The 14,274-nt window shown below is 43.4% G+C and carries 10 protein-coding genes; 6 read left to right on the forward strand and 4 right to left on the reverse strand.

Going from position 1 to position 14,274, the window contains the following annotated elements; genetic code table 11:
- Nucleotides 1-31 precede the first annotated feature (31 nt).
- On the reverse strand, nucleotides 32-922 hold the full coding sequence (locus tag JO154_RS25795) for an AraC family transcriptional regulator (RefSeq protein ID WP_291951933.1): 891 nt from the start codon (nucleotides 920-922) through the stop codon (nucleotides 32-34).
- 226 nt (nucleotides 923-1,148) lie between these two features.
- On the opposite strand from JO154_RS25795, the gene JO154_RS25800 reads away from it, so the two are divergent.
- The 4 genes from JO154_RS25800 to JO154_RS25815 are packed head-to-tail and all read left to right on the forward strand — an operon-like array spanning nucleotide 1,149 to nucleotide 5,813.
- A complete protein-coding gene (locus JO154_RS25800; RefSeq protein WP_291951936.1) occupies nucleotides 1,149-2,066 on the forward strand; it encodes a dihydrodipicolinate synthase family protein in 918 nt (305 codons plus the stop codon).
- Between the two features lie 21 nt (nucleotides 2,067-2,087).
- Entirely contained in the window at nucleotides 2,088-3,512 is a 1,425-nt protein-coding gene (locus JO154_RS25805; protein ID WP_291951939.1) for an aldehyde dehydrogenase (NADP(+)), read from the forward strand.
- 44 nt (nucleotides 3,513-3,556) lie between these two features.
- A complete protein-coding gene (locus tag JO154_RS25810; RefSeq protein WP_291951942.1) occupies nucleotides 3,557-4,558 on the forward strand; it encodes a 4-hydroxyproline epimerase in 1,002 nt (333 codons plus the stop codon).
- A gap of 7 nt (nucleotides 4,559-4,565) precedes the next feature.
- Nucleotides 4,566-5,813, forward strand: a complete 1,248-nt coding sequence (locus JO154_RS25815) for an FAD-dependent oxidoreductase (protein WP_291951946.1) — start codon at nucleotides 4,566-4,568, stop codon at nucleotides 5,811-5,813.
- A 35-nt stretch (nucleotides 5,814-5,848) separates the two neighbouring features.
- On the opposite strand, the gene JO154_RS25820 is transcribed toward JO154_RS25815, so the two are convergent.
- From JO154_RS25820 to JO154_RS25830, 3 genes are read right to left on the reverse strand one after another with little or no spacing between them, the layout of a single operon-like run.
- On the reverse strand, nucleotides 5,849-6,544 hold the full coding sequence (locus JO154_RS25820) for a LytTR family DNA-binding domain-containing protein (protein ID WP_291951951.1): 696 nt from the start codon (nucleotides 6,542-6,544) through the stop codon (nucleotides 5,849-5,851).
- Nucleotides 6,544-7,668 (reverse strand): sensor histidine kinase, encoded by a 1,125-nt coding sequence (locus tag JO154_RS25825; protein WP_291951953.1) that lies wholly within the window; start codon nucleotides 7,666-7,668, stop codon nucleotides 6,544-6,546. The genes JO154_RS25820 and JO154_RS25825 overlap by 1 nt, the downstream gene beginning before the upstream one ends.
- A gap of 29 nt (nucleotides 7,669-7,697) precedes the next feature.
- Nucleotides 7,698-8,729 carry a S41 family peptidase gene (locus JO154_RS25830; RefSeq protein WP_291951955.1) on the reverse strand — a complete coding sequence of 344 codons (1,032 nt, stop codon included), beginning with the start codon at nucleotides 8,727-8,729 and terminating at the stop codon, nucleotides 7,698-7,700.
- A 297-nt stretch (nucleotides 8,730-9,026) separates the two neighbouring features.
- Between JO154_RS25830 and JO154_RS25835 the strand changes: the two genes are divergently transcribed.
- Both JO154_RS25835 and JO154_RS25840 read left to right on the forward strand, forming a co-directional pair.
- Nucleotides 9,027-10,418 carry an FAD-binding oxidoreductase gene (locus JO154_RS25835; RefSeq protein WP_291951957.1) on the forward strand — a complete coding sequence of 464 codons (1,392 nt, stop codon included), beginning with the start codon at nucleotides 9,027-9,029 and terminating at the stop codon, nucleotides 10,416-10,418.
- 788 nt (nucleotides 10,419-11,206) lie between these two features.
- Entirely contained in the window at nucleotides 11,207-14,251 is a 3,045-nt protein-coding gene (locus JO154_RS25840; RefSeq protein WP_291951959.1) for a TonB-dependent receptor, read from the forward strand.
- Nucleotides 14,252-14,274 lie beyond the last annotated feature (23 nt).

Here is a 14,274-nt window from a genome sequence, read left to right on the forward strand (position 1 = left end):
TCAGCGCCTTATGACCGCTGATGGGTTCCTCCTATTTATTACCCAGCGCGGGATTCTCAAAATAACTATTAAGATATTGACTCGGCGATTTTCCCGTAACGCTTTTAAACACCCGGTTAAAATTGGTAATACTATTGAATCCGCAGGTATACGCAACAGTAGCAATATTATCATAATTACCATCTGTCAGTTTTTTACATGCCTCATTAATCCTTACTTCATTGAGAAAGGACACAAAGGTGTGTAAAGTATGTTTTTTGAAGAACCGACAGAAAGCATGAGGAGTCATGTGGACCTGACTGGCGGCATCTTCCAGGGTAATCGCCTTATCATAATGTTGCATGATGTAATTGTAGATATTGCCGATACGGATACCATCATGATCGCTCACTGTTACTTTGTTACTACCAGATGCCAGCGGGGTAATATCCGGGCAACTAGCTAATAACCGTAGGAGTTCCACAAAATGCATCAACTGTTCTACGCCAGTACTGTTGCTGATACGCAGCATCTGTCCGGATATTGCAGTAGTTTGTGAGGCAGGTACTTTAAAACCTCCCTGACGTTGCTGTATGAAATTCTTTAACTGCTTGATTTCCGGCAGATTAAAAAAAGCTGACAAAGCACCTTCGGGATTAAAGAAGATGACCAAGGCCATGATCTTTTTCCGACTTCTCGGCAAAAAATATCCAGGGTCACTTTTAAAGATATGAGGCTGGTTGGCCCCCAACCAGAAAATTTCATTCGAGCGAAAGGTATGCATATTATTATCCGCTACCAATGTGCCTTCCCCTTGTTGAATCCAGCTAAGCTGCACTTCCTGGTGCCGATGCAGATGAGGGTAAAAGTATGGTAGCACATCTTGCTGTACGATGATAGATTTATCTAACGCTACTGGTACGGTAAATTGTAAAACTTTCATGATGCTGATGGTTGATATTATAGGGAGACACGATCTCACTACCCATAAATATTACAAATATTGACCGGAAATGACCGCATAATACTAATTAATAGGTTAAAAAATTGCTACTCCGGGCAAATTTTCTCCCATAAAGGCAAAACTGGTTAATATCAGGTTACAATTGATTACAATCGGGTAGGTGGACTGATGTTGATTGGAATACTTTTGAAAAAAACTATTGCATATGTCGGCTATCGATTGGAAAGGGATATTTCCCGCCATCACTACTAAATTTACTGCTACAGACGAATTGGATCTGTCATTGTTTGAAAGAAATCTGCAAGCGCAACTGGCAGCAGGGATCGACGGTATTGTACTCGGCGGGTCACTGGGAGAAGCCAGCACACTCACCACTGCGGAAAAAGAAACACTCACCAAGTTCACCGTCGAAAAAGTAGCGGGTAAAATCCCGGTTGTCTTGAACATCGCGGAAGGCTCCACCCAGGAAGCCATCACACAAGCCAACCTGGCCCAACAATGGGGCGCCCAAGGTTTGATGCTCCTCCCGCCTATGCGTTACAAAACAGATGAAAGGGAAACGACCACCTGGTTTAAGACAATAGCCCAAGCCACCCCTCTGCCGATTATGGTCTATAATAATCCGGTCGATTATAAGATTGAAGTGACGCTCGATATATTTGAACAACTGCAAGAGCTGCCCAATATCCAGGCGGTAAAAGAATCGACCCGCGATGTTTCCAATGTAACCCGCTTGATCAATCGATTTGGCGACCGCTTCAAAATTCTATGTGGCGTAGACACCCTCGCCCTCGAGGAATTGATGCTAGGCGCTCACGGTTGGGTTGGTGGCTTGGTAGCGGCTTTCCCGGCAGAAACAGTAGCCGTATACCGACTGGCAAAAGCTGGCCGTATGAAAGAAGCATTGGATATCTACCGCTGGTTCCTACCATTACTGGAACTAGACCTCCATCCAAAGCTGGTACAGTACATTAAACTGGCAGAGGCGGAAGCTGGTCTGGGTAGCGAACATGTGAGAGCTCCAAGATTACTGCTGACAGGGACCGAAAGAGAAAAAGTATTACAGGTCATCCACACCGCGTTGGCAAAACGCCCTTCCCTGCCGGATTATCTTTCCCTGTAACCATCCAAAAATATGGACAGCATGCATGTAGATACTATAATGCAACAGGCTTCTCAAGCCTTTGAACAATACAAACGGATAAAACCGGCACAGCGGGCAGCTTTCCTCGAAACGATCGCGGCGGAAATTGTTGCACGAAAGGATATGCTGGTACAGATGGCAGGAGAAGAAACTAATCTTCCTGCCGCCAGGTTAAATGGAGAAATTGGTCGTACTACCCATCAACTACAAATGTTTGCTAACCTGATAAAGGAAGGCAGTTGGGTAGAAGCAGTCATTGATACCAAGCCCAATATTCGGAAGATGTTAATTCCAGTGGGCCCTGTAGTGGTGTTTGGCGCCAGCAATTTCCCATTTGCTTTTTCAACAGCCGGCGGCGATACCGCCAGCGCATTGGCTGCTGGTGCTTCGGTAGTCATCAAAGGACACCCTGCCCACCAGCGTACCTCGCTGTTGGTATTTGAAGCGATACAAGCGGCTATCACGCAAAGTGGCATGCCACTCTACACTGTGCAACACGTAACAGGCGATTATCACATCGGCAAAGAACTGGTGATGCATCCCGCTACTACCAGCGTGGGCTTTACGGGTTCTTTCCAAGGCGGTAAAGCATTAGTAGCATATGCTGCGCAAAGGGAAACGCCCATCCCCGTATTTGCGGAAATGGGAAGCGTTAACCCGGTGGTTTTGCTGCCAGAAGCGCTACAAACAAGGGCTACAGAACTAGCTACCACCTTCGCCACTTCTATCACCCTCGGAGCCGGACAGTTCTGCACCAATCCTGGCTTGCTGATTGGTTTGCAAAGCGAGGCTTTCACCCAATTTCAGCAACTGCTCGGTGCAGCCATGGAGCAAACATCGCCACAACGCATGTTGCACCCAGGTATCCACCAGGCCTTCCTAAAAGGGCGTAGTGAGATGCTAGCGCAACAAGAGGTTAGCTTGCTGGAACATCCTGCTCAGATAGTGGATGATACCATGGTAGGTCCATCATTGGCACTGACCTCCGGAGCTGCTCTCCTGGCTAATCCAGCGCTGAAAGAGGAAGTCTTTGGACCGCATGCTTTGCTGGTAGCTTGTAAAGACAAAGCAGAACTCTTACAGGTGCTTAAAAGTTTGAAAGGACAACTCACCACCAGCATTATGGCAACCACCAATGATTTGGCAAACTGGCAAGAAGTAGTGGAGCTACAAATATCCTTGGCGGGCCGCATCATTCTGAACAATCCACCTACCGGCGTAGAGGTATGTGCTGCCATGATGCACGGCGGCCCTTACCCAGCTACAACGGATGCTCGCTATACCTCCGTAGGTACCGCCGCTATCCGTCGCTGGGTGCGACCTATCTGCTTCCAGCAGTTTAGCGATGACCTATTGCCAGACGAATTAAAGCAAAACAATCCTTGTGGTATATGGAGATTAGTGGATAACACGTTTACCCGGTAATTATCCACCACATCCTGTATTATTCATTGCAAAAAAGTCAACCTGTGAAACATACTTTTTTTTGTATAGATGCACATACCTGCGGTAATCCGGTAAGACTCGTTGCTGGCGGCGCTCCAGTGCTGGAGGGGAACAATATGAGCGAAAAACGTAACTACTTCCTGGAGAAATATGACTGGATCAGAAAGGGGCTGATGTTTGAGCCTCGTGGTCATGATATGATGAGTGGTAGTATGTTATACCCTCCTCATGATCCTATCAACGATGTAGCAGTCCTATTCATCGAAACGAGTGGCTGTTTACCGATGTGTGGACATGGTACAATCGGTACCATTACCATCGCATTAGAAGAAGGACTGATAAAGCCTAAAACGCCAGGCATCGTAAGAATGGAAGCACCAGCCGGCCTAGTGGAGATCAGTTATAAACAAGAAGGCAATAAAGTAAAGAGTGTAAAACTAACCAACGTTGCTTCTTATTTGGCAGCAACGGATATTGAAGTGGAATGCCCAGACCTAGGGTTATTAAAGGTAGACGTGTCTTACGGCGGTAATTTTTACGCCATTGTAGATGTACAGGAAAATTTCCCTGGCATGGAACACTACACCGCGTCTCAATTGATCGGATGGGCAAGGGAATTACGGAAACGAATAAACGAAAAACACACATTCGTACATCCAGATAATCCGCATATCAATGGTTGCTCCCATGTATTGTGGACAGGAGCGGTACTGGATAAAACATCAACCGCCCGGAATGCAGTATTTTATGGCGACAAGGCAATAGACCGCTCTCCCTGTGGTACCGGCACTTCTGCCCGGATGGCACAATGGTATGCAAAAGGCAAGTTGAAAAAAGGAGATGAATTTGTCCATGAAAGTATCATTGGCTCTCGTTTTATTGGTAGAATAGAGGAGGAAACCAACGTAGGGGGCATCCCTGCCATCCGACCTAGTATTGAAGGATGGGCCAGGGTTTATGGGTATAACACGATTTCAATTGATCCGGAAGATGATCCATATGCTTATGGATTACAGGTAATATAAACTGACTATGAAAGTAATCATTATTGGAGGCGGCATCATCGGGCTTAGTAGTGCGCTTTACCTACAACAGGCAGGTTGCAGCGTAACGGTAGTAGACCGCTCAGACATGCTACAGGGATGCTCTTACGGCAATGCAGGCTATATATGTCCAAGTCACTTTGTGCCACTCGCTACACCGGGTATTGTAAGACAAGGACTAAAATGGATGTTGAATGCCAAAAGCCCTTTTTATATAAAACCTTCTCTGAACAAGGACTTGGTAAACTGGGGCTTGAAATTCATGAAAAGCGCCACCCGAACGCATGTAGAACGTTCTGCCGTACCATTACGGGATATATCCTTGCTGAGTAAACAACTCTATGAAGAATGGACCTCCACGCCGGGTATTGATTTCTCCTACGAACCCATTGGTATGATGGAGCTTTTTAAAACAGACGAACATGCACATCACGCCATCGAAACAGTAGAAAAAGCGACGGCACTGGGTATTGAAGCCAAGATACTTGGAAAAGAAGAGCTGAGCCAAATGGAACCAGGCGTTACCATCGAGGCGGCAGGAGCCGTTTATTTTCCTGGCGACTCGCAGCTTTATCCCAATCAACTGATGCATAACCTCCGTGGATACCTGGAGCGCTCAGGCGTTCAGTTTATACGTCACCGTGAGGTAACCGATTTTGTAACAGCAGGAAATTCGATTAAAGCAGTGAAGGCCTCCGGCGAGGTAATAGACGCTGATCATGTTGTTTTGGCTGCCGGCGTATGGAGCGCCTCCCTAGCGCAACGATTTGGCCTTAACATACCAATGGTAGGCGGACGTGGCTATTCTATTACCTTTGAAGATGCTCCCTATAAACTGCGGCATTCCATCATTCTCAGCGAAGCCCGAGTAGCCATCTCTCCCATGAATGGCAATAAGGTTCGCTTTGGTGGTACCATGGAGATCACACCGTTGAACACACCACCCCGTATGCAAAGGGTACAAGGAATAGTGGAGTCCGTAAAACAGTATTTCCCCTCCTACGACATCCCAGTGCCACCTGCCGAAAAAGTGTGGTACGGCTATCGTCCTTGCAGTGCGGACGGACTGCCTTACATCGGTAATTTGTCTCACTATACCAACGTTACTATCGCTACAGGTCATTCTATGCTGGGTATTAGCCTGGGTGCAGCCACCGGAAAACTAGTATCAGAACTGGTAACGGGATTACCTACATCCATGGATCTACGGCCTTTCAACCCAGAGCGGTTTTGTTAACCCAATAAATGCGCAATAGATAGCCCTTGCCCGACTTAGTTAATTAGCTTGCTATTGATCAGACCGATCACCTGCTCTTTATAAGTAGGCCCAATCGGCACTAGAATGCCATTCGACAGTAGAACCGCACCGCCTTTCAGTCCGGTAATATGTTTAATGGATACAATACTGGATTTCTGAATGCGACAAAAATCATTACACGATAAGCGGGACTCCAGATCTTTGAGGTTGAGGAGTGTCATTGTTTTCATAGTACCATGATAAATGGTGACATAATTTTTTGCGCCTTCAATCTGAATGATGTCAGAAATATTTATTCTTTCCAGATTCCCTTTTGTGCCGGTCTTTACGAAAAAATGATCTGCTTCCTGTATAGGGTTTTGCTCCTGGAATTTATGGATCGCCTGCAAGAATCTTTCATAACGGATTGGCTTTACCAAGTAATCCACCACATTTAGATTAAAAGCTTCCACCGCGTAATTGGTGTAAGCAGTGGTAAAAATGATGGCAGTCTGTCCTTTCTGATTTGCAGCTATTTCCATTCCATTCAATAATGGCATTTCTATATCACAAAGCATTAAATCAATCTCGTGCTGCCGACAATAGTGAATGGCTTCCCTACTGTCGGAAAATGTTGCCAGCAACTGCAGTGATGGCGTCATGTCAATATAATATTTCATGACGTCAATCGCTGCAGGTTCATCATCAATTACAATAACTTTAATGGCCATTATTTCAAAGGAATAGTAAGTTTAATAAGATAAGTTTCCAAAGTCTCTTCAATCTGCATATCATAACTGCTACCATAGGTCATTTGAAGTCTTCCTCGCATATTTGAAATACCTAATTTAGTGGAATGAATACCTGTACTGCGAGGCTTTTTCTGATTCTCACAGCTAAAGTGCAGTTGCGTCTCGCTGATCCATAATTTCATTCGGATTGGTTTGAGCGGATTGGTAGCATCGGCATGTTTCACCGCATTTTCAACAACGGTAATCAAAACAAACGGTATAATCCTCTCCCCACCTAAGTTTCCCGTCATTTCAAAATTGGTATAAAATCGATCGCCAAAACGGAGTGAATTCATTTGCAAGAACTTCTCTATATAAGTCACCTCATTTTTTAGGAAAACCATGCCATCCCCTTGTTCATGAGAGGTATCAAAGGCATACTTCATGATTTCTGAAAGCGTCAGAATGCCTTCTGACAGCTCATTTGAATGCGGCAGTGATTTTGAATATAAATAATTGAGTGAATTGAATAAAAAATGAGGATTTACTTGGGCTTTCAACAATTCGAATTCTGCATCTTTCTTTCCCAGCTCTAGCCTGGCATTTTCCAATTCTAGTTGCTTGTTCCGCGCCTTCACATCATTTGAAACGGCCACTTTGACGAGTAGAATTGTCAGCACAGATATAATCGCTACCCCCAACAGGCTATCGGATAAAAATGCAATGGGGTCTGTAAAAAATAAATTAAACGTTTCCCGATAAAAAAAATAATTGATCCCCTGATCGATGAGGAAAAACAATCCTAGCAATGGGAATATGGCGACAATAAAAGCGATGACCTTTGCTTTTTGAATGGATAACTGGTAGTATAGATTGAAGGTAACAAAGCATAAAAATGAAACTGATACAAGCGATATAAATTGCTGAAGGATGTAACTCCCGCTGAATTGCCAGTTGAGCACCCGAAGCCGTAGCTCCGGGTCCTCTAAGCGACTGTTTCTATAATATGTTTTGACATTAATGATCACCTGCAATACTGCTAAGCAACTGGCTATTTTCCAATAAGGAATTCTCTGATCTTTGAACAGCTTTTTTAAAAGATAATCAACTCCTTTCTCGGCCATATTACTAACAATACATTTTAGTTTTCCATTCATTTCCGGCTCCCAAACCACTTGATGGCGGCTTGAACGCTCTTATCATTATTCAAATGCTCAAAATCAGCACCATCGGTAATTACCTCATCAGGAACAACATCCACCATATACCTCTTTCCCACGCCATCTTCAGCCCATGCGCTCGACAAACTTAAGGTAAGATCTTTTCTTAAAAAAATAGTCTCATTGCCTGTTATCTGTCCCCGTGTCGGACTTCCGAAGAAACGAGTATTTTTAATAGCCTTCAATGCAATGGCCGTATGCTCTCCAGCGCTAGCGGTAAAACCGCTTATCAGAACCGCGACTTTTACCTTTCGCGGAGATACGCTATATTCATTTAGTCGAGTTATCTGCATGGTATCATAGAATAAATTACCATTTTTAAAGATCATCTCCTCCTTGATATTACCAAGTTTTGAGAAGGTAAAGCAAACGCCATCAGCGAATAACGAAGCTATTCCGCCTATCATAGCAGGGGTACTGCCGCCGCCGTTCAATCGCAGATCAATGATAATCCCTTTCAAGGGTTTACTTTGCAGCATCCATAATGAGTCGGAAAGATGCTGGGCAAATACGGTTATATCTCGAAAGGCCGCCTGCATGTCTTCTGATGGCGTGATGGACGTCTCCGGTATAGTAATATAGCCATATCTTCCATCTAGCACAGTTGTACGTAATTCGCCGTAACCTTTTTTGTAAGCATCCTTCATCTCCTTACTGATCTTACTCCTTACAAATGCGTAGGCATCTGGATTTCCATACCCTTGGCCTTTGTAGGACATGCCACTGTGCATATCTTTGAGCTCTTTCAGCAATAACCCGAAAGCAGGAAATATGGCTTCAACACTGTCAGATGCAGTTGCATGATAGCGCTGATAAACTTTAGGAGCGATACTATCCCAGTTGGCACTTTGTGAAAATATAGATCGTTCTTTTACCATTGTAAAGACAGAATCAAACAATGTTTTTTGTGCATGTAATGCAGTAGTACACATTAAAAGCAGGGCACAAGAGAGTAATTTTCGCATACTTCAATTTATTTGAAGGCTCAAACTACAGTGTGCGTGTGATGTATACAATTCATTTACACCAAATCAAGTATTAGCGGTACCAAAATGGGAATTCAATAGTCATGGCATCCTGCAAATACCAGATACAACCAATGATTAACAACCTTTAAACTGTAGAGTCTATTAAAAAGGAATGTATCCGATCATGACAACGATCATCATAAATGTTTCACAGCTTCAGTAACTTTCTATAGCATTTCTTTGTTTTAAAAATGTCATTTAATAGGTCCATAGTTTAATTAAAAAACTTAGCTTATGACAACTATTAAAGAATTTAAGGACAGTTTGAGAGGTGGGTTGATAGAGCCAAATGATGACGGATATGAAAACGCCCGCAAGGTATATAATGCGATGATAAGCAAACATCCCCGGATGATTGCCAAATGTATGGATGTGGCAGATGTGATACGGTCAGTAAATTTTGCAAGAGAAAATAATTTGCTACTTTCTATTCGCAGTGGCGGACACAACGCCGGCGGTTTAGGGATTTGTGAAGACGGATTGGTGATTGACCTTTCCTTGATGAAATATACCCACATTGATCTAAAGACAAAAACCATCGTAGCAGGTGCAGGATGTACCTGGGGAGATATTGACCATGCCACCCATGTGTTCGGAATGGCAACACCCAGCGGAATCATTTCTACTACAGGGGTTGGTGGCCTCACAACAGGAGGAGGCATTGGTTATTTGACCCGTAAATACGGGCTAAGTATTGATAATCTGTTAGCAGTAGATATGGTGTTGGCAGACGGAAGTTTTGTTGTAGCAGACGCCAATCAAAATCAAGACTTATTCTGGGCTGTAAGAGGTGGCGGCGGAAATTTTGGTGTAGTAACTGCTTTTACTTTCCAACTGCATCCTGTATCCATGGTATATGGTGGCCCTATGTTTTACGAATTAAGTGACGCTGAAGAAGTGATGAAATGGTATTATGACCTGATAAAAGATGCACCAGATGACCTGAATGGCTTCTTTGCCTTTCTTACTGTTCCTCCAGTAGCGCCATTTCCAGAGCAACTACATCTTAAAAAAATGTGTGGCATCGTATGGACTTATACAGGACCAATGGAAAAAGCGGAAGAATTCTTCAAGCCCATTCGGGCTTTCAAGACTCCAGTAGTTGATTTTGTAGGTCCCCTACCCCAACCCGCTTTGCAAAGTATGTTTGATGGCTTATATCCTCCCGGATTACAGTGGTACTGGCGCGCCGACTTTGTAAGAGAATTAAGTGATGATGCCATTGCTGCACATATAAAATTTGGTAATGAAATGCCTACCATGCATTCTACCATGCACCTCTACCCTATCAATGGCGCGGCTTCACGGGTTGGTAATACTGATACCCCTTGGAGCTACCGCGATGCGCTATGGGCAATGGTGATCGTTGGTGTGGATCCTGACCCAGCAAATAAAGAAAAGATTACCGCTTGGACTAAACAATATTGGGAAGCGCTACACCCTTATTCTGCTGGCGGCGCTTATGTGAATTTTATGATGGATGAAGGAGAAGATCGCGTGAAAGCAACGTATGGTGAAAATTACAGTAGGTTAGTATCGATCAAAAACCAATACGATCCCCATAATTTGTTTAGAGTCAATCAAAATATTAAACCACATATTGAACAAAGTGTGACTGCCGAATAATTTATCAATCAACAGCCTGATCTAATCCCAAACTACACATACTACCGTATTGGTCCCTATTGGGATCAGGAGGGAATAGTCAAATGCAATCATTTTTTTATCGCACCCCATCACTATTGACGGTTTATGGGGCATTGAAAGCAATGTACCATCCGCACCACAAAAAATATTTTTCACGGCTGGTCCATTTGAAGAATCGCATAGCTTATTCGGTTATTTGCAAAGGTAACTGTTAATACGTCTTTGGTCTATCCTTGTTAATCCCTTGCATTACTAACAACTGGAAGCCTGTTGTGGGGAATTATATTTCCCTGCAATGGGCTTCTGGCTATGAAAATGTTTAATAAAAAGTATATGCATTGGAGTTAGGATACCTACTCCTCATGAATTTACCTTCCTAACACTATCCAATTTGACATACATCTGCCCTAAATCTTGCCTACTGTGATATTTCAGCAGAACTTTTTTGCAATTTTAATAATCGAATACCATTTAAGCTGTTTTCAGCCCGACCATAAAGAATACATTGGGAATAATATTTTTAAAAGGTAATATACATACTAGCTAAATTTTTGACCACTACTAAGAAGCCCCTTTAACCCAAATTTTCTATGTAGCTATTAAGTGCCCTTGTTTAATTGTTTTAAAACCTGATTAACCTAACATTTTGATCAGTGATTGGAGGAAAGTCCAGTCGTTGATGAGCCAACATTCTATTAACTAAAAACCACTGTTTAAAAGGTCAACTTTTTATTGATAACCATTTTCATTAACCAAATCAAATTGTTATGCACCGTCTCTACTCGATTATGAGCGCACTTATGCTCATAAGTGCCCTCTCGTTCGCGCAAGCCAAGCGCATTAGCGGTAAAGTTACAGACTCAAAAAATGGCAATGAATTGCCAGGTGTTACTGTAAAAGTCAAAGGCACCAATACCGGTACCATTACCCAGGTAAACGGTAATTACGAACTCTCCATTCCAGGCAATGCAACTACCTTGATATTTTCCTTCTTGGGTTATGCCGACCAAGAGATTGAAATTGGTGGCAGACAATCCATCAACGTTGCATTGGGAAATGGAACCAAGGATATTTCTGAAGTAGTGGTAGTGGGATATGGTAGCCAAAACAAGAGAGAACTTACGGGTTCAGTCACCAAAATCGCTGCTAAAGAAATAGCCAACCAACCCGTCTCCAGTTTTGAATCTTCCATACAAGGTAAAGCGCCGGGAGTGGTCATCGAATCAGGCAGTGGTAAACTTGGCCAGGGCATGAAGATCCGTATTCGTGGTACTTCTTCCATATCTGCCAGTAGCCAGCCGTTATATGTGATCGATGGTATGCCTGTTATGTCGGCAAGTATGTCTACCACCGATAATGATCCTACTAACCCATTGGTAGATATCAATCCAAATGATATTGAGTCAGTGGAAATATTAAAAGATGCTTCTGCTGCTGCCATCTATGGTGCCAGGGCCGCCAACGGGGTGGTGCTGATCACTACCAAAAAAGGAAAAGTGGGCGAAGGAACCAGGATCGAACTGAATATTAATAGCAGTATCGCTAAACCAACCATGAGACGCAAATTCCTGGATGCGCAACAGTATGTAACGCTTATCGAAGAAACGGCCGTAAACGATGGTAAATATGACTTTGCACACCAAATCAGTGGTTTCGCTACAGAAGCAGCAGCTATCAATTATTACAAAAATCGTGTAGAAAAGAGAATGACTACCCTCGCTGGAGGCAATGGCTGGCGCACGAATGCCATAAACACTGACTGGCAGGATGAAGAGTTCCGACAAACGGCACACACCAACCAAATAGATCTTTCTGCAACTGGTGGTAATGAGAAAACAAAATACTTTGCCTCCGGATCCTATTCGGACCAGGAAGCCATCGTAATTGTAAACAGATTCAAGCGATATGGGGCCCGTTTAAACCTGGAGCATACCGCCAATTCAAAGTTGTCTTTCGGCGTAAATATGGGCATTACCCGTTCAGAACTGAACCGTATCTCCAATGACAATGCATTTTCTACACCCGGTCAATTGGTAGCACAGGTGCCGATTTCACGCCCTTATGACTCCTTGGGTAACCCCAATCCTAATACATTATATTATAATGGTTTGATAAGTAAGAAATATGAATATAACAGACAGGTGTCTTTCCGTACAATCGGCAACGCCTTCCTGAATTATTATTTCATTCCATCCTTATCTTTTAGATCTGAGTTGGGTACAGATATTTATGCCCTGAACGAGGATTTCTATCAAGGTAAGCAAACCCAAGATGGTGGCGGTATCGGCAGAGGAGGCAATAATATCACACAAAATGTGATCCTCAATACCAATAACTACTTCACGTTTACCCCACATATCAACGATAGCCATAACCTGTCTGCCGTATTAGGTATGAGCTACCTACAAAATGACCAGAGGGGTAATTCCGTGAGTGGTGAGAACTTCCCATCTGATGCAGTGAAAAACCTGGGTGGCGCAGGAACCATTACTGGCGGGTCCTCCAACGAACAACGGTATACATTCCTTTCCTACTTCCTCCGCGGAAATTATAACTATAAGAGCAAATACCTCGCTTCTTTCAGTATCCGTACAGATGGGTCCTCCCGCTTTGGTCCTAAGAACAGGTATGGTTGGTTCCCAGCAGGTTCATTAGGCTGGGTACTAACGGAAGAAAATTTCCTCAAAAAAAGCAAAGTATTGAACTTACTGAAGATCAGAGCTAGCTACGGTAAAACCGGTAATGCGGAGATCGGGGAAAATAACTATTATACCCTCCTAAGTGTAACCAACTACCCCATGCTGCCAGGCTTTGCTCCTACACAACTCGGCGATCCCTCCTTGCATTGGGAAAGTACAGCACAGACAGATGCGGGTGTGGAATTTGGATTTTTTGACAACCGCCTGAGTGGTGAAATTGATTACTATAATAAACAAACCTCCGACCTGTTATTGAAAACCAACGTACCCCTATCAAGCGGCTTTGGTTCTATATACAGAAACGTAGGTTCCATGGAAAACAAAGGAATAGAAATCTTACTGAATTCTAAGAATATCCAAACTAAACAATTTACCTGGACCACCTCCTTGAATCTCGCTTACAATAAAAACAACGTAAAATCCATCAATGGTCAAATCATTGAAAGCGGCGTACAGCGGGCGGTTGAAGGCCAGCCTATCGGTGTATTCTATATGCAACGTTATGCAGGGGTAGATCCAAGTAACGGAGATGCATTATACTATACCAAGGACGGTAAGAAAACAAATGATTACACCCAGGCCGACAGAGGGGTGGTGGGTAAATCTAACCCCGACTGGACAGGCGGTTTCACCAATACTTTCAGCTATAAAGGAATTGACCTAAGCATATTCTTCACTTTTGTTCAAGGCAATCAGATCTTCAACCAGGCCGGCCAATACCAATCTGTTGGCTTTGGTGGTGGATATGACAACCAAACCATTGATCAGATGAACAGATGGCAGAAACCAGGCGATGTAACCAATGTACCAAGACTCTCCCACTTCTTTGGAAATGGTAACCAATACCCTTCTTCTCAATGGATATACGATGGTTCATATATCCGCTTAAAACAGCTCACACTAGGATACAATCTCCCTAAGTCTGTTTTATCTACTGTAAAATTGAATAGCGCCCGCATTTTCCTTGCAGGATATAACCTTTGGACCCAAACCAAATATATCAGCGACCCAGAAGTAAATACCAACACACTGGGAAATATCAGCGGGGGCTTGGATTTCTATACTGTTCCGCAAGCGAAAACAGTTACTGTTGGGCTAAACGTAAAATTTTAAACAGTAATCCTGTAGAAAATAAT

The organism is Chitinophaga sp. (genome assembly GCF_019236475.1).
Lineage (GTDB): Bacteria > Bacteroidota > Bacteroidia > Chitinophagales > Chitinophagaceae > Chitinophaga.

What these genes read in the sequence shown, in the direction of transcription:
- JO154_RS25800 (WP_291951936.1), top strand. Translation starts at nt 1,149, where the DNA reads ATGTCGGCTATCGATTGGAAAGGGATATTTCCCGCCATCACTACTAAA.
- JO154_RS25815 (WP_291951946.1), top strand. Translation starts at nt 4,566, where the DNA reads ATGAAAGTAATCATTATTGGAGGCGGCATCATCGGGCTTAGTAGTGCG.
- JO154_RS25795 (WP_291951933.1), bottom strand. Translation starts at nt 922, where the DNA reads ATGAAAGTTTTACAATTTACCGTACCAGTAGCGTTAGATAAATCTATC.
- JO154_RS25835 (WP_291951957.1), top strand. Translation starts at nt 9,027, where the DNA reads ATGACAACTATTAAAGAATTTAAGGACAGTTTGAGAGGTGGGTTGATA.
- JO154_RS25820 (WP_291951951.1), bottom strand. Translation starts at nt 6,544, where the DNA reads ATGGCCATTAAAGTTATTGTAATTGATGATGAACCTGCAGCGATTGAC.
- JO154_RS25805 (WP_291951939.1), top strand. Translation starts at nt 2,088, where the DNA reads ATGCATGTAGATACTATAATGCAACAGGCTTCTCAAGCCTTTGAACAA.
- JO154_RS25825 (WP_291951953.1), bottom strand. Translation starts at nt 7,668, where the DNA reads ATGGCCGAGAAAGGAGTTGATTATCTTTTAAAAAAGCTGTTCAAAGAT.
- JO154_RS25830 (WP_291951955.1), bottom strand. Translation starts at nt 8,729, where the DNA reads ATGCGAAAATTACTCTCTTGTGCCCTGCTTTTAATGTGTACTACTGCA.
- JO154_RS25840 (WP_291951959.1), top strand. Translation starts at nt 11,207, where the DNA reads ATGCACCGTCTCTACTCGATTATGAGCGCACTTATGCTCATAAGTGCC.